The sequence below is a fragment of the Actinotalea sp. genome, from assembly GCF_035443605.1.
In the GTDB taxonomy this organism is placed as follows: Bacteria; Actinomycetota; Actinomycetes; order Actinomycetales; family Cellulomonadaceae; genus Actinotalea.
The window spans coordinates 2,441-26,338 of sequence record NZ_DAORSQ010000030.1 but is presented as its reverse complement, the minus strand read 5'-3'; the positions used below and the strand labels follow the sequence as shown (position 1 = coordinate 26,338).

Sequence of the window (23,898 nt, the reverse complement as noted above, 5' to 3'; positions counted from 1 at the left end):
GACCATCGTCCTCCTTCCGCCCGCCGGGGACGAGCCGATCGACCCGCTCGCGCCGCGGCGCCCGGTGCCATGCTGGAACGGTGCGCGGTGCGGAGCGGCTCAGTGCGCTGGACGCGGCGTTCGTCTACCTGGAGAACGACGTCCAGCCGCTGCACGTCGGGTCCGTGCTCGTCTTCGCCGGGCCCGCACCGGAGCCCGGCAGGCTCGCCGCGGAGCTCGAGGCGCGGCTCGCGCCGCTCGCGTGGCACCGCCGGCACATCCGGCGGATGCCGCTCGACCTCGGGCGGCCGGTGTGGGTGAGCAGCGAGCGGTGCGGGCTCGACGAGCACCTGCACCACCTCGACCTCGCGGCACCGGGGGACGACGCCGCGCTGCGGGACCTCGTCGCGCGGCTCATGGTCCCCCGGCTGGCGGTCTCGCGCCCACCCTTCGAGCTGTGGCACGTCGACGGGCTGAGCGGCGGGCGCTGGGCCCTCGTCGCCAAGGTGCACCACGCGCTGGTCGACGGGGCGTCGGGCATGGACCTCGTCGGCTCGCTCCTCGCGCCGCCCGCGCTGCCGCCGGGCGGAGCCGGGTGGCCGTCGACCGGCGCCGGCCCAGGGCGCGTGCAGGGTGGCCCCGATCCCTGCGCACCGCCGCGACCGACGCGCGTCGACGTCGCGCTCGGCGGCGCCGGCTGGCTCGTCGCGCTGCCGCTGCGCGCGGCCCGCCTGACCCTGCGCTCGCTCGTCGCGCCGCGCGCGGCCGTGCGTCGCGTGCGGCTGGTGCGCCACGGGCTGGCCCAGGTGGTGCAGCCCGACCTGCCACCCTGCGTCCTCAACGGCCCGCTGGGCCCGGGCCGGCTGTGGGGCTGGGCCGGGGCTCCGCTCGCCGAGGTCGAGGCCGTGGGCCGTTCAGCGGGTGCGACGGTCAACGACGTCTTCCTCGCCGCCGTCGCCGGCGGGCTGCGCGGGTACCTGCTCGAGCGTGGCGAGCCGCTCGACGGCCTCGTGGCGCGCGCGATCGTGCCCGTCTCGGGACGGTCCGCCGGCAGCCCCGTGCGGCCGGGCAACATCGCCTCGGCGATGTTCGTGGTCCTGCCCGTCGCGGTGGCGCGGCCGCTCGCGCGCCTCGCGCTCGTGCACGGGCGGACCGAGGAGCAGAAGTCCCGCGCGGTGGCCGACGGCACGGCCGCGATGGTCCGGGCCGCCGAACACGTCCCCGCGCCGCTGCTCGCGCGGGCGGCCGGGGCGTACGCGCGGGCGGGGCAGGGGCGCGTCAACGTCGCGGCGTCGGGCGTGACCGGCCCGCGCGAGGTGTGCCACCTGGCCGGGAGCCCGCTGCTGGACCTGCTGCCCTACGTGCCCGTCGCCCTCGACGTCCGGGCGACGTTCGCCCTGGTCACCTACGCTGGGCGGTGCACCGTCGGGGTGACGGGCGACGCGGCGTCGCTGCCCGACCTGCACCGGCTCGTCGAGCACGTGGACCGCGCGCTGCGCGAGCTGCTCGACGCACCTGCCGCACCGGCAGCACGTGGTGCGGACGCCGCGCCGGAGGGGTGAGGAGCTACCCCGCCCCGCCGAGGACCAGCAGGACCACCTGGGCGAGCAGGATCTTGGCGATCATCGCCATGGGGTAGACCATCGCGTACCCGACGTTGGGGGCCTCGTCGCCCGACTCCTCCAGCGCGTAGCCGAGCACGGCGGGCTGCGTCTGCTGCGCGGCGACCATCCCGACGAGCATGCCGAACGGGATCCGCAGCACCCGGAAGCCGATCACCAGCGTGAGCATGGGCACGAGCACCGAGACCACGGCCCCGACGACGAGCAGCAGCATCCCGGAGTTCTCCGCGAACATCGTCCGGAACGTGTAGCCCGAGCCCAGGCCGACGGTCGCCAGGAAGAGGATGAGGCCGATCTGGCGCAGCGTGAGGTTGGCCGAGTACGGCACGTTCCACACGATCGGGCCGGTGCGGCGCAGCGCCCCCAGCACGAGCCCGACGAGCAGCGGCCCGGCGGCCGAGCCCAGCTGGAACGTCAGCCCGCCGGGCATGGGGAACGGGATCGCGCCCACCAGCAGACCGAGCGACATCCCGAGGCCGAACGACAGCAGGTCGATCTCGGACAGGTGCTTGTAGGAGTCGCCGAGGTGCGCGGTGACCGCAGCCATGTGGTCGCGGCCGGCCACGACGCGGACGCGGTCGCCCAGCTCGAGGACCGTGTCCCCCGTGGCGGTGACGTCGATGTCGCCGCGGCGCACCCGGGTGACGATCGCGTCGTAGCGCTCGGGCAGCCGCAGGTCCCGCAGGCGACGGCCCGCGACGTCGGTGCTGGAGACGAAGATGCGCCGGAAGTCGTACCGGCTGCGGTCCAGCTCCGGCTCGTGGGCGTCCGGCCGACCGATGGCCTCGACGGCCGCCCGCACGTTGCCCGGTTCGCCGACGACGATGACGAGGTCGCCCTCCGCGAGCACGAGGTCGCCCTCGGCGAGCATCACCTCCTCGCCGCGCTGCACGCGGGACAGCACCACGGGGTCGGGCAGCCGCAGCTGGAGGTCGCGCACGGTGCTGCCGATGGTCAGCGGCGCGCTGACCCGCGCGGTCGCCGAGACGATCTCCTCCTGGACCAGGTGCAGCTCGCTCTGCTTCGCGGCCTCGGTGCGGAAGTCCACCCGGTAGAGGCGTCGGACCAGGGCGATCGCGATGATGGGACCGAGCACGCCCATGGGGTAGGCGATGGAGTAGCCGACGGTGGGCTCCTGGGCCGCGGCGGCACCGTCCGAGGCCCCACGCACCGTCTCGATGACACCGGCCAGGGCCGGCGTGTTGGTCATCGCCCCGGTGAAGAGCCCCGCGGCGACGGTGGCCCGCAGGTCCAGGACCAGCGCCGCGGCCACGACGAGGGCCGCGGCCACGACGAGCATGGTCAGCACCAGGGCGTTGTCGCGCAGGCCCTTGCGGTTGAAGGACGCGAAGAAGTTGGCACCGCTGGCCAGACCGATCGTGTAGACGAAGATCGCCAGGCCGAGCGTCCGGGTGAACTCGGGCACCACGAGCGAGGGGTCCTGCGCCCCGATGGCCAGGCCGACGAAGAGCACGGCGGCGACGCCGAGGCTCGCGCCGCGGACGTGGATGCGGCCCACCGCGAAGCCGATCGCGGCCGTGACGAAGACCAGCAGCACGGCGTTCTGCGCCAGGAGATCGACCATCGGATGCCCACCCTGCCCTCCGGCGCGCATCCCCCGGCGCCGATGGCGGCGGTGCTGCGCGCACCGAGGGACACGGTGCCTCCCGCGCGGCGTGTCGATGCGGGCCGTCGGTCCCGCTGTGGGGATTCTCACGGTCGCGGGCGACCAGCGCACGCCCGTCGGTGCGACCGAATTGACCCGGAGACCTTCGTCCCTGCGTGCCCCTTCTGCGCGGTTCTAGCGTCGAGCTGACGGGGCAGCGACGCCCCGACCTAGGAGACGCACGATGGTCGACTCGAACACCGTCCTGTGGGGCCAGACGATCGTCTACACGCTCTACGTGCTGGCGATCCTCGCGGTGATGACCTGGTTCAGCCTCCGGCTCACGCGCAGCGGCCCCCCGATCGTGCCCCCACGGCTCTTCTGGAGCTTCTTCGGCGTCCTCGTGGTCATCGGGGTCTCGTTGCACCTCGTGACCGCCAACACGATCCCGTGGGTCGAGACGGAGATCTCGGGCGGCGACGTGACGCAGACCTACGCGATCACCATGGCGGACCACGAGTTCACGCTCCCGTCCCCGGTGCTCGAGGTCCCGTGCGACGAGCTCGTGCAGTTCTCCGTGACGTCGGACGACCTCACCTACGGGTTCGGCCTGTTCCGCGAGGACAACTCGATGGTCATGCAGATGCAGGTGGTCCCCGGCCACGACAACGACCTGGTGTGGGAGTTCGCGCAGAACGGCACCTACTCCATCCGCTCCACCGAGTACTCGGGCCCCCAGGGCTACAAGATGATCGTCGAGGACGCCGTCGTCGTCTCCGGCTGTGCAACCGATGACGGAGGCAAGTGAGATGTCCTTCACCGCAACGCTCCTGGACGGCCACCAGGCGTCGTTCCACCCCGCGACCCTCACCCCCATGCAAAAGCTCACCCTGCGCTTCGTCGTCGTCGGGCTCGTGTACTACGGGTTCGCGGCCATCGAGGGCATGCTCATGCGCGTCTACCAGGTGCAGGTCATCTCGTTCATCGGTGAGGAGCAGTACTTCGGCATCCTCACGGCGCACCCTCTGGTGGGCATCTTCGGCTCGTCCTACATGATGGTGTTCGGCGCCTTCCTGTTCCTCGTGCCGTTCCTCATGCACAAGCCCCTGTGGTCCTACCGGATGGCCCTGTGGACCTGGGGGCTCATCACCGGCGGCGTGGCGCTCTTCTGGGGCACCGGGTTCATCACCCACTACTCCCCGCTCTACACGCTCTACTGGCCGCTGCCGGCCGACTTCACGCAGTTCGGCCCGCTGGGCGGCGCCCTCTTCATCGCCGGCATCGCGCTGGTCATGGTGGGGACGCTGCTCTTCGTCATCAACGTCTTCAAGACGATCACCTACACCCCCGCCGGGTTCCCGCAGCAGCCGGCGGGGGCGCTGCTGCGCTCCGCGCTGGGCCTGACGGCGCTGGGCAACCTGCTCAAGGGTCGCCGGATGAAGGAGGAGGACCACCTCGTCCCGCTGCCCGTCGCGGCCATCGCGCGCGGCACCGTCGACGTCGCGCTCAACGCCGGGATCATCCTGTTCACCGGCGTGCTCATCCTCGTCTACATGATCGCCGAGCTCTCGGGGAACTCCCTCAAGGACACCCTCGTCGACGCCCTGCTCTACAAGAACTGGTACTGGTGGGGCCTCGACCTCATCGCCGACGGCCTCGTGCTGATCTTCGTTGCCGGCACGTGGTACCTGCTCGCGTCGCTCATCACGGGCAAGCCGGTGTTCATGGCCAACATCGCCCGCGCCGCGCTCGCCGTGGAGCTCGTCGTCTCCTGGACCGTGTGGAGCCACCACCTGCTGTCCGACCAGGCGCAGCCCGTGCTGCTCAAGATCGTCTCGGGGGAGCTCGTCACCGCCTTCGAGCTGGTCACCCAGGGTCTCGCCTTCTTCATCACGCTCGCCACCCTGTGGTCGGCCCGCCCGCTGACGATGACCAACCCGCTGAAGTTCCTGCTCGGCGGCCTGCTGGGCTTCGCGCTCGCGGTGCCGGCCGGCATCATGCAGGCCGACATGGGTCTCAACCGCGTGCTGCACAACACGCAGTGGGTGATCGGCCCGCACGTGCACGTGGCGATCCTCGTCGGCCTGACGATGACGCTCTACGCGGCGGTGTACTACCTGCTGCCGGTGCTGACCAACGGCGCGGAGCTGTACTCCCAGAAGCTCGCCAGCCTGCACTTCTGGCTGCACCTCGTCGGCGGCATCGGGATGGGCGCGTTCATGGGGATGGCCGGTCTGCAGGGCATGCTGCGCCGCACCATCTACACCGAGGGGGAGTACCTGCCGTACATGCTCCTCGCGGCGATCAGCGGCGCGATGCTCCTGGCCGCACTGGCCGTGTTCCTCTACAACATCGTCATGACCCTCGGCCTGCGCGGGGCGATCGGTATCTTCCAGCGCTCCGAGCTCCCGGTGGACGACCTGCTGCCGGCCGCCTGAGCGCGCTGCCGTCAGCTACCGGTCGGTAGCCACGGAATTCGTCGCCAGGGCGTGGTGCAACGGTCCACCTCGTCATCAGGGCCGTTTGAGACTGCGGATCCCATGACTCAAACGTGCCCGCATCACTCGCCGGGGTGCACCGCGATTGACGCCAGGTGTGTCCGGGGGCACACTAGGCCCTGACAGTGCGCATCGCCTGCCCCCTGCGCGGTGCGCACTGTCACTTCTTCCGTCAGGCCCGGTTCGCGCCGCCCGCGCGCCGGGCCTGACGGCCGTCCGGGCCGGTGCGGGTGGGGTGCTCCGGCGCCCGGCGGAGTGGTGGGTGCCCGGTGCGCGGCGCGCCGACCGGACACCGCGGGCCCACGCGGTTAGCGTGCTGGCGTGACTGCTCCCGCGCGCATCGGCGGCCCGGGACCCGACGGCGCGGACCACCGTCCCGAGGGCCCCGTAGCCGTGCCCCACGCCACCCCGACCGAGCTCGTCGAGCGAGCGGTGCGCGAGTGGCGCGGCGCGCTCGTCTCGCGCGCGGGGGACTCGGCGCTCACGGACGTGGACCGCCTCGGCGAGGCGCGGCTCGACCTGTCCGCCGCCCACCCCTCCGGCACGGCACAGCTGTTCGCCGGGCGCCCGACGCGGCTGTCCAACCTCGTGCGCGAGGGCGCGGCGCTGTCCACGGCCAAGCGCCGGGCCCGCGCCGTCGGGGCGCTGGCGGAGGACCACGCCCAGCGCTTCGGCCTCGCGACGGCGTTCCTCGCGATCGGCGTCGCCTCGTGGTCCGAGGCGGACCCCGCCGACGCCGACCACGACGCCGTGGACGCCCTCGCCCAGGTGGCGAGCGGTGCCGGGCCAGCCGACGGCGGTGCCCCGCGCACCGTGCGGCGGCGTCGGGCACCCGTGCTGCTGCGCCCCGTCACGGTGAGCCCGCGCGGGCGGGGCGAGGCCGACTACGACCTGGTCCTCGAGCCGTCGCTCGAGGTCAACCCGGTGCTCGCGTCGGCCCTGCGCCGGCGGGGCGCCCTGCTCGACCCGTTCGCCCTGGCCCGGGGCGCGTTCACGGCGGCCGGCTTCGACCCGCGCCCGGCGCTGGACCGGCTGCGCGCGCTGGGGATCGCCGTGCTCGACGGCTTCGAGCTCGAGGAGCGCATCCTCGTCGGGACCTTCGTGCACCCGGAGCAGAGCCTCGTCGACGACCTCGACGCGCAGGCCGCCACCCTCGTCGGGCACGAGGTCGTCGCGGCGCTCGCGGGGGACCAGCGTGCCGTCGACGCCCTGGCCCACCCCCTGCCGCCCGCCCTGCGCGGCGACCGCCCGCTCGACCAGGAGCGCGGCGTCGGCGACCTCGACGCGGCCCAGGCGCACGTGCTCGACGCGATCGCGGCGGGGCACCACCTGCTCGTCGACGCCCCGGCCGGCAGCGACGTCGCCGGGACGTTGGCCGCCGTCGTCGCCGACGCCGCCGCGAGCGGACGCACGGTGCTCTACGTCGCGGGCCACCGCCGCGCCGCCACCGCGCTCGTCGAGCGGCTCGACGCGCTCGGCCTGGCGGAGCTGGTGCTCGACGTCGCCCCCGACTCGGGGTGGCGCGTCGAGGCTGGCCGGCGGCTCCTCGGGGCGATGACGGGCGAACCCGTCCCCGTGGATGCCGAGCGCGTGGCGATCGTCGAGCGTGAGCTCGCCGACCGCCGCCGGCGGCTGCGCGGCTACGTCGAGGCCCTGCACACGCCGCGCGAGCCGTGGTCGGCCTCCGCCTACGACGCCCTCCAGGCCCTGGCCCGGCTCACCTCGGGCCGGCCCACCCCGCAGACCGGCGTGCGGCTCACGGCGCCCGTCGCCGAGTCGCTCACGGCAGAGCGGCGTGCCCAGGCGGCCGCCGACCTCGTCACCGTCGCGGGCCTCGGCGCGTTCACCGCGAGCACGGGCACCACCACCTGGTACGGCGCCGACCTGCTCACCCCTGACCGGGCTCGTGCCGCGCTGGCGCGGGTGGACCACCTGCACGACGACGCCCTGCCACGGCTGCGCTCGCAGGTGACCGCCGTCGCGGAGGCGACCGGCCTGACCCCGGCCGCGACACCGGCCGAGTGGGCCGAGCAGCTCGTCATGCTCGCCGGCGTGCGCGGGGCGCTCGACGTCTTCCGGCCGATCGTCTTCGAGCGCTCGGCCGCCGACCTCGTCGCGGCGACCGCCACGCGTGCCTGGCGGGCCGAGCACGGCGTCGAGATGACCCGGCTGCTGCGGCGACGGCTGCGCAAGCAGGCCAAGGACATGCTGCGCCCCGGCCGGCCGGTGGCCGACCTGCACGCCGCGCTCGTCGACGTCCAGGCCCAGCGGCAGGTGTGGCAGGCCCACTGCCCGGCCGGTGGCTGGCCCCGGATCCCCGAGGGGCTCGCCGGCATCGAGGCCGACCATCACGAGGTCCGCGAGACCCTGGACGCGCTGTCCGCCGTGCTCGCCCCGACCGCCGGCAGCGGCGACCTGGAGCAGCTGGGCTGGGACGCCCTCGGCGACCGGCTACGCCGGCTGCGGCTGGACCGCACCGCGCTGGACACGCTGCCCGAGCGCACCGCGCTGCTGCGCAGCCTCGAGTCCCGTGGCCTGGGCGCGCTGCTGGCCGACCTCGCGGAGCGGCGTGTCCCGGCCGGGCTGGTCGGCGCCGAGCTCGAGCTGGCCTGGTGGAGCACGGTCTTCGAGGAGATCCTGCGTCAGGACCCCGCGATGGCGGGGTACGACGGCGCGGCGCTGGCCCGCCTGGTCGCCGAGTTCCGCACGCTGGACCGGCGCCACCTGGCCGACCGCGCCGTGGTCTACCGCGCGGCGGCCCGCGAGGCGCTGCGCCTGCGGCTGCGCTCGGCGGACGAGCAGACGCAGGCCCTGTTCGGCGAGATCGTCGAGGACCGCTTCACCTCGCTGCGCCAGGCCGTCGAGCGCTACCCCGACGTCGCGCGGCACCTGCGCCCGTGCCTCGTGGCCGCCCCGATGCTCGTGCCGCACGTGCTGCCGCCCACCCGCACGGAGGACCTCGTCATCCTCGACGCCGCGGCGCACCTGTCGCTGGAGACCGTCGTCGGCGTGCTGGCGCGCGGACGGCAGGTGCTCGTGGTCGGGGACACCCGGTGCACCTCGGGCACGGCGGTGGGCCGCCTGGCCGCGGTGCTCCCGGCCGTGGCGCTGCACGCCGACGCCTCGCGGCGGGACCCGCACCTGACGCGGTTCCTCGCCGACCACGGCTATGCCGGCCGGCTCACCGCGACCCCGCTGCCCGCGACCGCGGACCTGCTCCGGCTCGACGTCGTCGACGGCACCGGCATGCCCGCGGCGCACGGTGCCGTGGAGTCCACGCGCGCCGAGGTGGAGCACGTCGTCGACCTCGTGGTCGAGCACGCGCTGACGCGCCCGGAGGAGTCGCTCGCCGTGGTCTCGGCGTCCGCGGTGCACGCCGACCGGGTGCGCGAGGCCGTCCTGGCCCAGGTGCGCGACAACCCGGCTCTCGGGGCGTTCTTCCGGCCGGACCGTGCAGAGCCGTTCGTCGTCACCGACGTCGCGGCGACCCAGGGACTGAGCCGCGAGTCGGTCATCCTGTCGATCGGGTTCGGTCGCACGCCGCACGGCCGCGTGCTGCACCGGTTCGGCGCGCTGAGCGAGCCCGGCGGCCAGGGGCGGCTGCTCGAGGCCCTCGGCGCCACCCGGCGCCGGCTCACCGTCGTCAGCTGCTTCACGGCGGCCGACCTCGACCCGGACCGGCTCGCCGCGCCCGGCGCGCGGCTGCTCGCCGACCTGCTCGAGCTCACCGTCGCGCACCGCGGTCCCGGGGCGCCGGACCGTTCCGCACCGAGCGGCCGGGGCGAGGTGGACCGCCTGCTGCTCGACCTGGGCGAGCGGCTGTGGCGGATGGGTCTGAGCGTCGGGCTGGACCACGGCCTGCCGGGCGGGCCGCGGATCCCGCTGGTGGTCGGTCACCCGGACCTGCCGGACGAGATGCTCGTCGCGGTGCTCACGGACGACGACGCGTACCTCGCCGAGCCCAGCGTGCGGGTGCGCGACCGCCAGGTCGCCGAGCGGCTCGAGAGCCTCGGCTGGACCGTGGTGCAGCTGTGGTCCGCCGCGGCGTTCCTCGACCCGCAGGCCGAGGCCGACGCCGTGGGAGCTGCCGTCATCGAGGCCTGCGCCGCCCGGCTGGCCGCGCGCCCCCCGGTGGCCCAGGTGCTGCCCGACGGGCTTGACGACGACGGGCCCGCCGGCGTGCCGGGCGACGACGCGGCGGGCAGCGCAGCCGCACCGGCCGCCGTGCTGCGCGACCCGGGTACGGACGACCTCGACGCGGACCTCGACGGCTCCGCCCCGGTGACGCGCGACCTGCAGACGGGTGTGCTGGCCGCGGTCGCACCGGAGCCGGAGGTCGCGACGGCCGACGGCACGGCGTCCGACCGTGCCGGGCGGGACGGGGTCGATCACGGCGATGCCGAGCGGCCCCCGGTCGTCGTCGAGGACGTCCTCGACCTGGGGCCGGACGACGCGTGGCCGGCACCCGGCCCGCTCCCGGGCGGACGGCCGGACGTCGAGAAGGGCCTGCCGATCGGCGCCTACAGCGACGACCAGCTGGACGACCTGCTCACCTGGATCATGGCCGACGGTCGGGAGCGGGACGCCGAGCAGCTGGCCGCGGCCCTGCGCTCCGAGCTGGGGATGGTGCGCCGGGGCTCGCGGATCGATGCGGCCGTGAACGGCGCGGTGCGGCGGGCCCGGTGAGCCGTCCGGACGAGGGCGGGCCGGCGGAGGCCGGTGCGCCCCGGGTCCCGGGGCGGCGCGGGCCGCGGCGGGCGACCGGTGGGACGCCGCCACGGGTGCCGGCGGCCGATGCCCCGGTGCCGGCGGCGGGCGGCGAGGATCGGGCCCCGGACGACACGGACGTGGGCTGGGGCGAGCCCCGCGGCGGCGACGACGACGATCGGATCCTGCGCGAGGTCCCGCCCCACTGGTGACGGGACCTCGCGCCGGCCGGGTCGTGCGCCCCGGAGGTGGTGCTCAGACGTCCTTGCGGGCGGCCAGCAGGTCGCGGATCTCCTGGAGCAGGAGGATGTCCTCGGCCGGGGCGGCGGGCGCCGGCTCCTCGCCGGACTTGCGGCGCTCGGCCAGCTTGTTGAGGGGCAGGACGACGACGAAGTAGATCGCGGCCGCGACCAGGACGAAGGCGAGCACCTCGTTGAGGATGAGGCCGATCGAGAACTCGGCCTTGTTGATCGTGAACGCCAGGACGCCCGAGAGGTCGGGCTTGCCGAAGATCGCGGCGACCAGCGGGTTGATGAGCCCGTCGACGACGGACGTGATGACCTTGCCGAACGCGGCGCCGATGACGACGGCGACCGCGAGGTCCACGACGTTGCCGCGCATGATGAAGTTCTTGAAACCGGCGAGCATGAGGGCCTCCTGCAGAGTGGTGTCGATGACAGCGCGCCGGATCATCCCACCAGCACGGCGCCCAGGGAACTACCGTCCCACACGGCCGCGATCCGCCTGCCCTCGTCCGGGGTGACGGCCACGAGCACGCGGGGCTCGGCCTCGGCCCCGGAGGTGAGCAGGCCGCCGACCGACGCATCGGGCCCCCGGTCCACGTCGAGCACCAGCGCCGCCGTGGCGAGGACGGCGGGTGCACCAGCCTCGGCGCCCCCGTCGGCCCAGGCGCTCGGCGCGACGAGGTCGACGCGGTCGCCCGCGACGAGCAGGCCCGCGGCCGTGAGCGAGACCGCGACGACCACCGTCCCGGCCGGGGGCTCGAGCGTGAACCGCTCACCCGCGAGCACCGCGTCGACCACGGGCAAGCCTGCCGGCAGGTCGACGACGGGTGCGCGACCCACGAGGGGATCTGCTGTCCGGTGCCCCGTCCCGGGGACCAGCCCGACCGGCAGGCTGGCGACCCGCAGGTCCGTGGCGGTGAGCAGCTGCCCGGCCGGCACGGACCGCGCCGTCACGACGACGGGCACGCTCGCCGTCGGCGGCACGGCGAGGTGGACCGCCGTCCCCACCGTGACCCCGACGAGGAGCAGGACGCCCAGCGGCCGGGCGCGCCATGCGGCGATCCGCAGCGCGAGCAGGGTGGGGTGCCGGGCCATGCTCGCACGCTAGGCGCCGCGTGCCGGGTCCGGTGGCGGGGCCCGGCGGGCTGTGGACACGGGCGCGTGGCGGCGGCCCCTGGGCGCTGCGGCCGTCAGGGGGTGCTGGCGGCCGTGGTGGTCGATGCGCCGGACGAGCCGGTGCTCGTCGCACCGGACGTACCGGACGGGCCGGACCCACCCGAGCCGGAGGTGCCCGTCGTGCCACCCGAGGTGGTCGAGGCCGCCGCGGCCGTGCTGCCCGTGTCACCGGAGCCCGAGCCGGAGCCCGCTGCGGTGCCGGCGGACGACGTGCTCGACGAGCCGCCGGAGGTGCTCGAGCCGCGCTGGTCCTTGCGGGCGTCGTTGCGGTAGAAGCCAGAGCCCTTGAACATGACGCCGACGTTGCCGAACATCTTGCGCAGCCGACCGCCGCACGCCGGGCACTGCGTCAACGCCTCGTCCGTGAACGCCTGCTGGGCATCGAAGCGGTGGTCGCACGCGGTGCACGCGTAGGAGTAGGTGGGCACTGCATCCTCCAGGACGATCGGTCTGCTCTGCGGTTAGTCTCGCACCGTGCCCTCCTCCCGTGTGACCCGGGGCCACCTGCTGCGGCTCGCAGCAGTGCTGGCCGGCGTCCTGGTGGTGGCGCTCGTCGCCGTCGTCGCCATCGCGGGGGTCGTGGTCCGGCGGCCCCTGCCCGACCACGCGGGGACGGCCGACCTGCCCGGTCTGGACGCGCAGGTCCAGGTGCTGCGCGACGCCCGGGGCGTTCCCAGCATCTACGCCCAGACCCCGGACGACCTGTACCGCGCCCAGGGCTACGTCCACGCGCAGGACCGCTTCTTCGAGATGGACCTGCGCCGGCATGTCACCGCGGGCCGGCTGTCCGAGCTGGTCGGCCGGGACGTCGACGCCCTGGCCTCCGACGCCGTGGTCCGCACCCTGGGGTGGCGACGCGTCGCCGAGCAGGAGTGGGACCTGCTCGACCGGGCGACCCGCGACCACCTCGAGGCGTACGCCGAGGGTGTCAACGCCTATCTCGCCGGGCGCTCCCCGGAGGATCTCGCCGTCGAGTACACCGTGCTCGGGCTGCGCGTGGACGTGGCGGACCCCGAGCCATGGACGCCGGTCGACTCGCTGGCCTGGCTCAAGGCGATGGCCTGGGACCTGCGCAGCAACGACGACGCGGAGCTCGCCAGGGCGCAGTCGTACTCGACGGTGCGCGACGTCGCGCGGGTCGACGAGCTGTTCCCCGCCGCGGCGCCCGGCAACGAGGTGCTGCCAGGGTGGACCGCCGCGACCGCGTCGCAGGCGGTCACCGACCCCACGTCCGCCGTGCTGCTCGACGGCGGGCTGGCTCGGGCGCTCGACCTCGCCGGGCAGGCGCTCGCCGCCGTCCCGCAGCTGGTCGGCCGGGGCGAGGGCACGGGCTCGAACTCCTGGGTGGTCGCCGGGGAGCACACCGCGAGCGGCCTGCCGCTGCTGGCCAACGACCCCCACCTGGGCATCTCCGCCCCGGGCATCTGGTCGCAGGTCGGCCTGTACTGCGCCCCGGTGACGGACGACTGCCCCGTCGAGGTCAGCGGGTTCGGCTTCGCAGGACTGCCGGGGGTGGTCATCGGGCACAACGCCCACCTGGCCTGGGGCCTGACCACGCTCCGGGCGGACACCGCCGACCTCTTCCTCGAGCGCACGCGCCCCGAGGACGGCACCTACCTGCGCGACGGCCAGCAGGTGCCGCTCACGGTGCGCACCGAGGTCGTCGAGGTCGCCGGTGGCGAGCCCGTCGACATCGAGGTGCGCTCGACCGTGCACGGGCCGATCGTCTCGGACGTGCTCGACCTCGACCGGGCATCGAGCACCCCGACGCCCGGCGGCGCGCGGGGCATCCCCGAGGTCTCGCTCGCCTGGACCGCGCTCGCACCCGGCCGCACCGCCGACGCGATCTTCGCCCTGCAGGGGGCGCGGGACGCGGCCGACGTCGCCGCGGCGGCGGCGCTTTTCGACGTGCCGGCGCAGAACATCGTGTTCGCCACGACCGACGGGCACATCGGCTACCAGGCGCCAGGGAGCATCCCCGTCCGGGCGTCGGTCACGGACGGACCGGTGCCGTCCGACGGCAGCTGGCCGCGCCCCGGCTGGGACTCCCGCTACGACTGGCAGGGGTACGTCCCGGCCGAGCAGATGCCCGCGACGCTCGACCCGGCGGCGGGGTACCTCGTCGCGGCCAACCAGGCGGTCACGCCGGCGGGCACGGGTCCGTTCCTCACCACCGACTGGGACGCCGGCTACCGGGCCGCGCGGATCCGCGCAGAGCTCGACCGCGCGATCGCCGCGGGTGAGCCGATCGACGGCGCGGCCGCCTCTGCGCTGCAGTCCGACGCGTCGAGCCCCTTCGCGGCGGTGCTCGTCCCGGCGCTCCTCGCGGCCCCGGTGCAGGACGCCTTCACGCTCGAGGCCGTCGAGCTGCTGCGCACGTGGGACGGCGTGCAGTCGACGGACTCGGCCGCGGCCGCGTACCTCGCGGCCGTGTGGGCCGACCTGCTCGCGGCGACGTTCGCGGACGACCTGCCGCAGTCCCATTGGCCCGACGGCGGCAGCCGCTGGCTCGCGGTCGTCGCGGGTCTGCTCGACGACCCGGACAACGCGTGGTGGGACGACCGGACCACGGTCACCGTCGTCGAGAGCCGGGACGAGATCCTCGTCCGCACCCTCACCGCCGCCCGGCTGGAGCTGACCGTGACGCTGGGCAAGGACCCGTCCGGCTGGACGTGGGGCCGGCTGCACACCGCTGCCCCGCAGCACCCGGTGCTCGGCGGCGACGCGGTCCCCGCCCTGGTCCACCGGCTCGTCAACCCCGAGGCCGTGGCGGTCGCCGGTGGGTCGTCGATCGTGGACGCGACGTCGTGGGACGCGGCGAGCGGCTCGTTCGCGGTGACCGCGGCACCGTCGATGCGCATGGTCGTCGACCTCGCGGACCTCGACGCCTCGACGTGGGTGACGCTCACCGGGACCTCCGGCCACCCGGCCAGCGTCCACTACACCGACCAGCTCGACGCATGGTCCCGCGGGCAGACCTACCCGTGGCCGTTCTCGCCGGCCGCCGTCGAGGAGTCGGCGACCCGCACGCTCACCCTGCGGCCGGACGAGGGCTGAGCCGCCGCGCCCCGCGGGGCGTGGCGACCACGTCGACCCCGCGGTCGTGCGGCTCGCAGGGCAGCGGGTGCGTCCGGGCGTCGTACACCTCGTCGTCGAACACCATCGCGACGACGAGCGCGTCCGGACGGGCGTGCTCCAGCACGCGGTCGTACCACCCGCCGCCCTGACCGAGGCGTGCCCCCGAGGTGTCCACGGCCAGCGCGGGGACCACGACGACGTCCGCCTCGGTGAGCGCCTCGGCGCCGAGCGTGGGACCCACGGGCTCCGGCGGGCGGCCCGGGGCGCGGACCACGAACTCGGCGGGCGAGGCGAGCCACGCCCAGTCCCGCTGGAGCCCCGCGCCCAGCGCGGGCAGCAGCACGCGCGTGCCCCGGGCGGCGAGCCGCTCGAGCAGCGGCAGGGTGCCGGGCTCGTTCGGCCGTGCGACGTAGGCGGCGACGCAGCGGGCGGCCCGCACCTGGGGCAGGTCGCCGACCACCTGGGCGAGGTCCTCGGCGGCGCGTGCGCGGGTGCGCGGCGTCAGCCGAGCCCGCTCGGCGCGGATGCCCCGACGCAGCGCGTCCTTGGCCTCGGGCAGGTCGGGCCCGTCGGGCAGCGCGGTGGTCATGCCTCCATCATCGCCCGGGCGGCGCGCAACGTGAGCCCACGACACAGGACGCGGCTACCCTGCGTGCCATGGCGATCACCAAAGCAGTCATCCCGGCAGCGGGTCTCGGGACACGGTTCCTGCCCGCGACGAAGTCGACGCCCAAGGAGATGCTCCCGGTGGTGGACAAGCCGGCCATCCAGTACGTCGTGGAGGAGGCCGCCGCCGCGGGGCTCGACGACGTCCTCATGATCACCGGACGGTCCAAGCGCACGCTGGCCGACCACTTCGACGCCGTGCCGGAGCTCGAGGCTGCCCTCGCGGCCAAGGGCGACCTCGAGCGGCTCGCCGAGGTGCGGCGCTCCTCGGAGCTCGCCGACGTGCACTTCGTGCGGCAGGGCCAGCCCAAGGGGCTCGGCCACGCCGTGCTGTGCGCCAAGCGCCACGTGGGCGACGAGCCGTTCGCCGTGCTGCTCGGGGACGACCTCATCGACCCGCGCGACCCGCTGCTCACGGAGATGATCGCCCTGCAGGCCGAGCGCGGCGGCTCGGTGATCGCGCTGCTCGAGGTCGAGCCGGACCAGATCCACCTCTACGGCTGCGCCGCGGTCGAGCCGATCGACGGCGCCCCGACCGACCACGTCCGCGTCACCGCGCTGGTCGAGAAGCCGGACGCCGCCGACGCGCCCAGCAACCTGGCGATCATCGGTCGCTACCTGCTCGACCCGGCCGTCTTCCGCGTGCTGGAGCACACCGCGCCCGGGCGTGGCGGCGAGATCCAGCTCACCGACGCGCTCGCGACATTGGCCTCGATGCCGGCCGAGCAGGGCGGTGGGGTGACGGGCGTGGTCTTCCGCGGGCGTCGCTACGACACCGGGGACCGCCTGGACTACCTCAAGGCCGTCGTGCGGATCGCCGTGGACCGCCCCGACCTCGGCCCCGACCTGCGGTCCTGGCTGCGCGAGTTCGTGACGACGCTGTGACCCTGCCCCGATGAGGACGGTCGCCGAGCACCTCGCGGCGATCCTCGCGGCCGCCCGCCCGGTCGCGCCGCTCGACGTCGTCCTGGCCGACGCCGACGGCTGCATCCTCGCGGAGGACGTCACGGCGCCGCGGGACGTGCCGATGTGGACCGTCGCCGGCTGCGACGGCTACGCGGTCCGCTCGGTCGACGTCGGAGCGCCGGGCCCCGGCCCGGCGCCCGAGGTCACGCTGCCGGTCGCGGCCGACGCCCCCGTGACGGCGGCAGCCCCCCTGCGCCTGGTACCCGGCACGGCCGTCCTCATCGCCGCCGGCGGCCCGCTGCCCGTCGGCGCGGATGCCGTGGTGCCCATGGAGCGGACCGACCGCGGCCGGGCCCGCGTGGTGGTCCGCGGCGGGGCCGAGGCCGGCGAGCACCTGCGCCCCGCCGGTGCCGACCTCGGCGCCGGCGACGCCGTCCTGACCACCGGTACCCGGCTCGCCGCGCGCCACCTCGCGGTCGCTGCGGCACTGGGCCGCGGCCGGCTCCGCGTGCACCCCGCGCCCCGGGTCATCGTCGTCTCGGTGGGTGACGAGCTCGTCGAGCCGGGCAGGGCGCGGCCGGACGGGCGCGTGCACGACGTCGACGGCCCGGCGCTGGCCGCAGCCGTCAAGGAGGCCGGTGCGAGCGCCGTGCGCGTGGGTCCGGTGGGCGACGACCGCGCCGCGCTGCGGGAGATCCTGGCCGACCAGCTCGTCCGCGCGGACCTCATCATCCTCACCGGTGGGCTCAGCCACGGGCCGTGGGACACCGTGACCGACGTGCTCGCGCCGCTCGGCACCGTGCGCTTCGACCAGATCGCCATGACCCCCGGGCACCGGCAGGGCTTCGGCACGGTCCGGGCGGAGGGCGACGATGCGCACGACGCCGATGGCCGGCCCGGCGGGGTGCCGGTCTTCGCGCTGCCGGGGCACCCCGTCGCCGCGCAGGTCTCCTACGAGGTGTTCGTCCGGCCGGCGCTGCGCGCGATGGCCGGGTACGTCGACCTGTACCGCCCGACGGTGCGTGCCGCATCCGCCCGGCCGTGGGCCTCCCCGGCGGGCAGGCGTCAGTTCGTCCCGGCGACGGTCACCGGCTCGCCGACGGACGGCTACGTCGTGACGCCGGTGGGGGACCCGTCGAGGGTCTCGCTCGGCGCGCTCGGGCTGGCCAACGCGCTCGTGGTCGTCGGCGAGGACACCACCCGTGTGCGGGCCGGTGACACCCTCGCCTGCCTGGTCCTGGACGGCTGACGTGGCGCGGGGCTGGCCCGTCCTGCTGCGCTCGGACGACGTCGTGCTGCGGCCGCTGCGCCGCCGCGACGCCGGGGCATGGCGTGCGGCGCGCGCGCGCAACGCCGCGTGGCTCGAGCGCTGGGAGGCCACCTCCCCGGACCCGCAGACCGGGCCGCCGCCCACGTTCGGCGGCTTCGTGCGGACCCTCGCGGCCCAGGGGAGGGCCGGCGCCGCGCTGCCGTTCGCGATCGAGTACCGCGACGAGCTCGTCGGCCAGCTGACGGTCGCGACGATCGTGCACGGCTCCGCCGGCACGGCGAGCATCGGCTACTGGGTGAGCGAGCACGTCGCGGGGCGGGGCATCGCGCCCACGGCCGTCGCGATGGCGGTCGACCACTGCTTCGGCGAGGTGGGGCTGCACCGCGTGGAGATCGCGATCCGGCCGGAGAACGCGCCGAGCCTGCGCGTGGTGGCCAAGCTCGGGCTGCGCGAGGAGGGGCTGCGCGAGCGGTACCTGCACATCCAGGGCGCGTGGCGCGACCACCGCACCTTCGCGGTGACGGTCGAGGAGGTCCCGGAGGGTCTGCTGACCCGCTGGCGCAGGAGCCGAACCACACCGGTGTAGTTCGGCCACCGACACGCCGGGCCCGCTGCGTCCGGGCACCGGCCCGCTCGCCTACCGTCGTGCTGTGTCCCAGGCCGGCCTCGTGGTGCTCGCGATGGCCGGGTTGTGGATCGCCTACCTGGTGCCGCACCGGCTGCGGTACCGCCAGCAGCTGCTCGAGGCCCGGGCCGACGACAGGTTCTCCGAGCGGCTGCGTGTCATCCGGGTCGCCCGGTCCGCGCCGCCGGTCCGGACGGGATCGTCGGTCGGGCGGCACGGTGTCGCCGGGACCGGCCGGGTGCTGCTGCACCCGACGCACCACCTCGAGCACACGCAGCACACGTCACGACGAGCAGGACGAGGAGACGGGCCGATGGACCGACCGCACGCCGCCGGGGACCGCGTCGTCGCCGATGCCGCCCGCAGGACCGCAGCGGCTCGCGCCGGCCGAGCGGCCGCGCTGACCCGCCGCGCCGCCGCCGCGCGCCGTCGGGCGCTGCTCGGCGGGCTCCTGCTGCTCGGGACCGTCGCCGGCTGGGGTGCCGTCGCCGCCACCGGGGCCGGGGTGCTCGTCGGTGCGCTGCCCACCGCGCTGCTCGCCGCCACGCTGCTGCTGGGCCGCAGCGCCGTCGTCGCCGGTCGCCGCGCGGACGCGCGCTGGGCCGTGGACCCGGACCGCACGGCCCCGCGTGCCGCGCGCCGGGGCAGCGCGACGGGCGTCGTCGGCCGCGCCGTGCACCCCTCCGAGGAGTCCACCGAGGTGATGGCCCGCGTGCCTGCCGTGACGCGCCGCTCGGTGAGCGCTCCCCGCTCCGACGAGCGGCTGGCCGCGGCCGAGCGGCTGGCCGCGGCGGAGCTCGCGTCCCGCACGCAGGCCGAGCGGGCGCCCGAGACCCGCGGGGCCGAGCCCGCCGCCGAGGCGACCTGGGTGCCCATGCCCGTGCCGCGCCCGGCCTACACGCTCAAGCCCGCTGCGCGCCGTGCGGAGCCGGCCCCGCTCGTGCTCGACGACGCCGCGCCGGGTGCGCCGGGTGCGCGCGTCGAGGCCGAGGCTCCCGCGGCCCAGGAGGTCGCCGAGGCTCCCACGTCCGCCGCGCGCCCGACCACCGGCGGCCTGGCGCTCGACGCGATCCTGGCCCGACGTCGCGCGTCGGGGGAGTGAGCACGGCGCGGACCAGCGGGTTCGTGACCGCGGTGACCGGGTGCTAACCTGATCCCCGCTCTGGGGCTGTGGCGCAGTTGGTAGCGCGTCTCGTTCGCAATGAGAAGGTCAGGGGTTCGAATCCCCTCAGCTCCACCCCGGGACGGGCGTTCGGTCGGCACTCGACCGGGCGCCCGTTCGTCGTACCAGCAGGAGGGTGATCCGTGCCGCTCAACCAGGTGGTTCCCGCCCCGGTGCACCTCGAGCCCCGGGACGGTGCCCCGTTCGTCATGCGCGACGGCGTGCGGCTGGTCACGGGCGCCGACCCCGAGGCCGTCGCCGTCGGCATCCTGCTGGCCGGCCGGATCGGGCGCGTGTGCGGCTTCCCCGTCGCGCTGGTCGAGCACGACGACGGCGCCCCGGGCGCCGTCGAGCTGCGGCTCGTCACCGACCCGGCCGACCTCGTGCTCCCCGAGGGGCTCGACCCCGAGCTCATGGCCCAGGCGTACCGGATCGACGCCACCGCCGAGCGGCTGGTGCTGAGCGCCCTGACGGGCACCGGGCTGCACCTGGCAACGATGACGCTCCAACAGCTCGTCCGGCGCGAGGGCGAGACGCACCTGGTCGACCCGTGCCTCGTGCTGGACCACCCGCGGTTCGCCTGGCGCGGGCTCGCGCTGGACGTGGCGCGGCACTTCTTCACGGTGCGCGAGGTCAAGTCCGTGCTCAACGTCATGGCCTGGTACAAGCTCAACGTCCTGCACCTGCACCTCACCGACGACCAGGGCTGGCGCCTCGACATCGCCTCGCGGCCAGAGCTCACCGCGCGCTCGGGCGGCACGGCCGTGGGCGGTGACCGTGGCGGCTTCTACACGGCGGCCGACTACGCCGAGCTGCTCACCTACGCCGCGGTGCGGCACATCGCGATCGTGCCCGAGATCGACGTGCCGGGGCACGTCAACGCGGCTCTGCACGCCGACGGTGACCTGACGCCCTCGGGCGAGGCGGCGCCGGCCTACACCGGGATCGACGTGGGGTTCAGCCGCCTGCACGTCGACCTGCCCGGCACCGAGCCCTTCCTGCGCGACGTGTTCGGTGCGGTGGCGACCATGACCCCGGGCCGCTACGTGCACCTGGGTGGGGACGAGGTGCTCACCATGGCGCCGGACGAGTACGCGGCGCTCGTGCGCAGCGCCGCGGGGCACGTCGCGGCGGCCGGCAAGGGCGTCATCGGCTGGCAGGAGGTCGCGCGGGTGCTCCCGCCGCCCGACGGCGGCCTCGAGGGGCTCGACGTCATCGTGCAGTACTGGGACGAGCGCGAGGGGGCGGCGGAGGTCGCCGCTGCCGTCGCCCGCGGCGCGCGCGTGCTGCTCTCGCCCGCGAGCAAGATCTACCTCGACATGCGGTACGACGCGGACTCGCCGATCGGTCTCGAGTGGGCCGGGCACGTCGAGGTCCGGGACGCCTACGAGTGGGAGCCGCTCGACGTGCTGCCCGGCGTCCCGGCCGACCGCGTGGTCGGCATCGAGGCCGGGCTGTGGACCGAGACGGTCCGCACCGCGGAGGACCTGTTCTGGCTGCTGCTCCCGCGGCTCGTCGCCGTCGCGGAGGTGGCATGGTCGGCGCAGCAGCGGCGTGACTGGGACGGGTTCGCGCGGCGACTCGCGGGCCAGCCCCGGCTGTGGGCCGAGGCGGGCCTGCGCTGGTACCGCTCGCCGCAGGTGCCCTGGACGGACTGAGGCTCAGACCCAGCTGGGCAGCCACTGGTGCAGCTGCCAGGCGCGGAAGGTGATGACCTGCCCCGTCCACACCGGGTAGAAGAACGCCGAGACCGCCAGGACGAGGACGAGGAGCACCGCGGCCACCGCGCGCCGGACCTCGCGGTGGGGCCCTTCGGCGAGGAAGCGACGGGTGGCCCAGACCAGGGAGAGGATGAGCCACGGCAGCACGACGATCGCGTAGAACGTGAAGATGGTGCGCTGCGCGTAGGCGAACCACGGCAGCCACCCCGCGACGACCCCGGACAGCGCCGCCACCGCGACGCCGTCGCGTCGGCGCAGCACCCACCACACGCAGGCGACGACGGCTGCGGTGCCCAGCCACCACAGGAGCGGGTTGCCCAGCGACGTCACGGCCTGGGCGCAGCGGTCGGCACCGCAGACCTGCTGGGCCGGCTCGGGGGTCTCGTAGAAGAACGACGTCGGGCGCCACTGCACCAGCCAGCCCAGGGGGTGGGCGGCGTAGGAGTGCTCGGCGGTCAGCGTGGTGTGGAAGCCCCAGACCTCCTGGTGGTAGTGCCACAGCGAGCGCAGCGCGGGCGGCAGCCAGGTGACGCCCTGGTCCGGGCTTCGGGCGGCCCACTGCCGACCGTAGGCGCCGGAGGAGGCGAACCACGAGGCCCACGTGGCGACGTAGGTCAGGGCGGCCACGGGGACGATGCTGGCGAAGGCAGGGCCGGCGTCGCGGACCAGCGTCCCGGTCACCGGGCGGCCCACCCCAGCGGCGCGGCGCGCGACGAGGTCCCAGCCCACGGTGAGCAGCCCGAAGACGGCGACGAAGTACAGCGCCGACCACTTGGTCCCCGCCGCGAGCCCCAGCAGCACGCCGGCCGTCAGCCGCCACGGCCGCAGCCCCAGCCCGGGCCCCCAGCGGGTGGGAGCGCGCGGCGGGCCCGTCGCCGCAGCCAACCGCGCTCGCGCCCGGTCGCGGTCGACGAGCAGCGCACCGAACGCCGCCAGGACGAGCACCATGAGGAACCCGTCGAGCAGGGCGGTGCGCGAGTGCACGATGGCCAGCCCGTCGACGGCGAGCAGCAGGCCGGCGAGGGTGCCGAGGGCGGTCGAGCCGAACAGGCGGCGCGCGATCCGGGTGAGCAGCAGCACCGCCACGATCCCCGCCACCGCAGCGCCGATCCGCCACCCGACGGCGTTGTCCGCGCCGAACGTGCGCAGGCCGACCGCGATGGCCCACTTGCCCACCGCGGGGTGCACGACGTAGCTGGGCACCGTCGTGTAGCCGTCGACCTCGCCGGCCTCGAACGCCGGGTCGGGGTCCTCGCCCCACTCCGCCTCGTAGCCGACCTGCAGCAGCGTCCAGGCGTCCTTGACGTAGTAGGTCTCGTCGAAGACGAGCGCCCCCGGTCGGTCCAGCGCCGGCAGGCGCAGCGCGGCGGCGAGCGCGGTGACGCCGGCGGTGGCGAGCCAGCCGTGGTCGTCGCGGAGGAGGCGGAGGCGCTGCACCGCGCCAGGCTAACCTGGCGGCCATGACCCTCGGCCGGATCGTCCTGGCGGCCACGCCGATCGGCAACACGGCAGACGCCTCCGCCCGCCTGCGCGACCTGCTCGCGAGCGCCGACGTCGTCGCCGCGGAGGACACCCGGCGCCTGGCTGAGCTGACCCGGCGCCTCGGTGTGCAGGTGACCGGCCGTGTGGTGAGCCACCACGAGCACAACGAGGCCGGCCGCGTTGCCCAGCTGCTCGACGTGGTGCGCGAGGGCGGCACCGTGCTCGTCGTGTCCGACGCGGGGATGCCCACCGTGTCGGACCCCGGCCTGCCGCTGGTGCGCGCGGCGGTCGAGGCGGGGCTGCCGGTCACGACGGCCCCCGGGCCGAGCGCCGTGCTCGCTGCCCTGGCGCTCGCCGGGCTGCCCACGGACCGGTTCACGTTCGAGGGGTTCGCGCCGCGCAAGGGGGGCGAACGGGACCGGGTGCTCGCGGCCCTCGCGGCGGAGCGTCGGACGATGGTCTTCTTCGAGGCGCCGCACCGCCTCGGCGAGACGCTGGCGGCGATGGTCCGGGCGTTCGGCGCGCAGCGACCCGCCGCGGTGTGCCGCGAGCTGACCAAGACCTACGAGGAGGTCGTGCGGGGCGGGCTCGGGGAGCTCGCCACGTGGGCGTCCGGCGAGGTGCGCGGCGAGATCGTCGTGGTGGTCGGCGGTGCGCCGGACGGCCCCACGGCCACGGTGGGCGAGCTGGTCGCCGAGGTCCTGGCGCGCACCGACGCCGGTGAGCGGCTCAAGGAGGCCGTCGCCGGCGTCGCCGAGGCGACCGGCGTGGTCAAGCGGGACCTCTACGCCGCGGCGCTGGCGGCGCGCGGGCGCTGAGGGCCGGGCCCGCCCCGGTGGCGCGGGCGGGGCCACCGTCGCCCCCCTCGGCGCCCAGCCCCACGCCGTCGGCGCCGCGGCCCGCTGGACCGGTGCTCCCGCCGGCGACCAGCACGCCCCAGGACGTCCCGACCGGGCTCGTCACGCCGTGGAGCGTGGCCTTCCTGCCCGGGGGCGCCGTCCTGGTCACGCTGCGCGACACGGCGCAGGTGCTGCTGCTCGCGGCCGACGGCGCCGCGCCGCTGACGGGCCCCGGCGCCGACGGGCTGACCACGAGCACCGTGCGCGGCGGCATCCCGGCGGCGGCCCACCACAACGGGGGGCGCCTGGCCATCGG

General features: G+C 75.5%; 17 protein-coding genes, 1 tRNA gene and 1 pseudogene. 13 read left to right on the top strand and 6 right to left on the bottom strand.

Annotated features, from left to right (window positions below; all coding sequences use genetic code 11):
- Positions 1 to 80: 80 nt before the first annotated feature.
- Entirely contained in the window at positions 81 to 1,541 is a 1,461-nt protein-coding gene (locus PKY62_RS05160) for a wax ester/triacylglycerol synthase family O-acyltransferase (protein ID WP_324535528.1), read from the top strand.
- A gap of 4 nt (positions 1,542 to 1,545) precedes the next feature.
- Here PKY62_RS05160 and PKY62_RS05155 read toward each other — a convergent pair whose 3' ends face one another.
- On the bottom strand, positions 1,546 to 3,186 hold the full coding sequence (locus PKY62_RS05155) for an aspartate:alanine exchanger family transporter (RefSeq protein ID WP_324535526.1): 1,641 nt from the start codon (positions 3,184 to 3,186) through the stop codon (positions 1,546 to 1,548).
- A 265-nt stretch (positions 3,187 to 3,451) separates the two neighbouring features.
- On the opposite strand from PKY62_RS05155, the gene PKY62_RS05150 reads away from it, so the two are divergent.
- The 3 genes from PKY62_RS05150 to PKY62_RS05140 all read left to right on the top strand — a co-directional run bounded on the left by PKY62_RS05150 (position 3,452) and on the right by PKY62_RS05140 (position 10,391).
- Complete coding sequence (locus PKY62_RS05150) at positions 3,452 to 4,015, top strand: hypothetical protein (RefSeq protein WP_324535525.1); 564 nt, start codon at positions 3,452 to 3,454, stop codon at positions 4,013 to 4,015.
- Position 4,016: 1 nt separating this feature from the next.
- Positions 4,017 to 5,645, top strand: a complete 1,629-nt coding sequence (locus PKY62_RS05145) for a cbb3-type cytochrome c oxidase subunit I (protein WP_324535523.1) — start codon at positions 4,017 to 4,019, stop codon at positions 5,643 to 5,645.
- 381 nt (positions 5,646 to 6,026) lie between these two features.
- Positions 6,027 to 10,391 (top strand): hypothetical protein, encoded by a 4,365-nt coding sequence (locus tag PKY62_RS05140; protein WP_324535521.1) that lies wholly within the window; start codon positions 6,027 to 6,029, stop codon positions 10,389 to 10,391.
- A 276-nt stretch (positions 10,392 to 10,667) separates the two neighbouring features.
- Here PKY62_RS05140 and mscL read toward each other — a convergent pair whose 3' ends face one another.
- The 3 genes from mscL to PKY62_RS05125 all read right to left on the bottom strand — a co-directional run bounded on the left by mscL (position 10,668) and on the right by PKY62_RS05125 (position 12,261).
- Positions 10,668 to 11,105 carry a large conductance mechanosensitive channel protein MscL gene (gene mscL, locus PKY62_RS05135; RefSeq protein ID WP_324535519.1) on the bottom strand — a complete coding sequence of 146 codons (438 nt, stop codon included), beginning with the start codon at positions 11,103 to 11,105 and terminating at the stop codon, positions 10,668 to 10,670.
- A complete protein-coding gene (locus tag PKY62_RS05130) occupies positions 11,102 to 11,752 on the bottom strand; it encodes an SAF domain-containing protein (protein ID WP_324535517.1) in 651 nt (216 codons plus the stop codon). The genes mscL and PKY62_RS05130 overlap by 4 nt, the downstream gene beginning before the upstream one ends.
- Positions 11,753 to 11,847: 95 nt before the next feature.
- Positions 11,848 to 12,261 (bottom strand): FmdB family zinc ribbon protein, encoded by a 414-nt coding sequence (locus PKY62_RS05125; protein ID WP_324535516.1) that lies wholly within the window; start codon positions 12,259 to 12,261, stop codon positions 11,848 to 11,850.
- Positions 12,262 to 12,307: 46 nt separating this feature from the next.
- On the opposite strand from PKY62_RS05125, the gene PKY62_RS05120 reads away from it, so the two are divergent.
- On the top strand, positions 12,308 to 14,890 hold the full coding sequence (locus PKY62_RS05120) for a penicillin acylase family protein (protein ID WP_324535514.1): 2,583 nt from the start codon (positions 12,308 to 12,310) through the stop codon (positions 14,888 to 14,890).
- Here PKY62_RS05120 and PKY62_RS05115 read toward each other — a convergent pair.
- Positions 14,865 to 15,500 (bottom strand): 5-formyltetrahydrofolate cyclo-ligase, encoded by a 636-nt coding sequence (locus PKY62_RS05115; protein WP_324535512.1) that lies wholly within the window; start codon positions 15,498 to 15,500, stop codon positions 14,865 to 14,867. The genes PKY62_RS05120 and PKY62_RS05115 overlap by 26 nt on opposite strands.
- Before the next feature lie 68 nt (positions 15,501 to 15,568).
- Here PKY62_RS05115 and PKY62_RS05110 point away from each other — a divergent pair, with 68 nt between their 5' ends.
- The 6 genes from PKY62_RS05110 to PKY62_RS05085 all read left to right on the top strand — a co-directional run bounded on the left by PKY62_RS05110 (position 15,569) and on the right by PKY62_RS05085 (position 21,198).
- Positions 15,569 to 16,462 (top strand): UTP--glucose-1-phosphate uridylyltransferase, encoded by an 894-nt coding sequence (locus PKY62_RS05110; protein WP_324535510.1) that lies wholly within the window; start codon positions 15,569 to 15,571, stop codon positions 16,460 to 16,462.
- A 10-nt stretch (positions 16,463 to 16,472) separates the two neighbouring features.
- A complete protein-coding gene (locus tag PKY62_RS05105; protein ID WP_324535508.1) occupies positions 16,473 to 17,732 on the top strand; it encodes a molybdopterin molybdotransferase MoeA in 1,260 nt (419 codons plus the stop codon).
- 1 nt (position 17,733) lies between these two features.
- Complete coding sequence (locus PKY62_RS05100; RefSeq protein WP_324535506.1) at positions 17,734 to 18,339, top strand: GNAT family N-acetyltransferase; 606 nt, start codon at positions 17,734 to 17,736, stop codon at positions 18,337 to 18,339.
- A 64-nt stretch (positions 18,340 to 18,403) separates the two neighbouring features.
- Positions 18,404 to 19,480 carry a hypothetical protein gene (locus PKY62_RS05095; RefSeq protein WP_324535504.1) on the top strand — a complete coding sequence of 359 codons (1,077 nt, stop codon included), beginning with the start codon at positions 18,404 to 18,406 and terminating at the stop codon, positions 19,478 to 19,480.
- A 62-nt stretch (positions 19,481 to 19,542) separates the two neighbouring features.
- Positions 19,543 to 19,615, top strand: a tRNA-Ala gene (locus tag PKY62_RS05090).
- A 68-nt stretch (positions 19,616 to 19,683) separates the two neighbouring features.
- Positions 19,684 to 21,198 (top strand): beta-N-acetylhexosaminidase, encoded by a 1,515-nt coding sequence (locus tag PKY62_RS05085; RefSeq protein ID WP_324535502.1) that lies wholly within the window; start codon positions 19,684 to 19,686, stop codon positions 21,196 to 21,198.
- A gap of 3 nt (positions 21,199 to 21,201) precedes the next feature.
- Here the strand turns inward: PKY62_RS05085 and PKY62_RS05080 are convergent, their stop codons facing one another.
- Positions 21,202 to 22,698, bottom strand: a complete 1,497-nt coding sequence (locus tag PKY62_RS05080) for a dolichyl-phosphate-mannose--protein mannosyltransferase (RefSeq protein WP_324535500.1) — start codon at positions 22,696 to 22,698, stop codon at positions 21,202 to 21,204.
- A gap of 23 nt (positions 22,699 to 22,721) precedes the next feature.
- On the opposite strand from PKY62_RS05080, the gene rsmI reads away from it, so the two are divergent.
- Positions 22,722 to 23,561, top strand: coding sequence for a 16S rRNA (cytidine(1402)-2'-O)-methyltransferase (gene rsmI / locus PKY62_RS05075; protein ID WP_324535498.1), 840 nt, complete (start codon positions 22,722 to 22,724; stop codon positions 23,559 to 23,561).
- A 92-nt stretch (positions 23,562 to 23,653) separates the two neighbouring features.
- Positions 23,654 to 23,898: pseudogene (locus tag PKY62_RS05070) on the top strand (hypothetical protein); the annotation flags it as partial.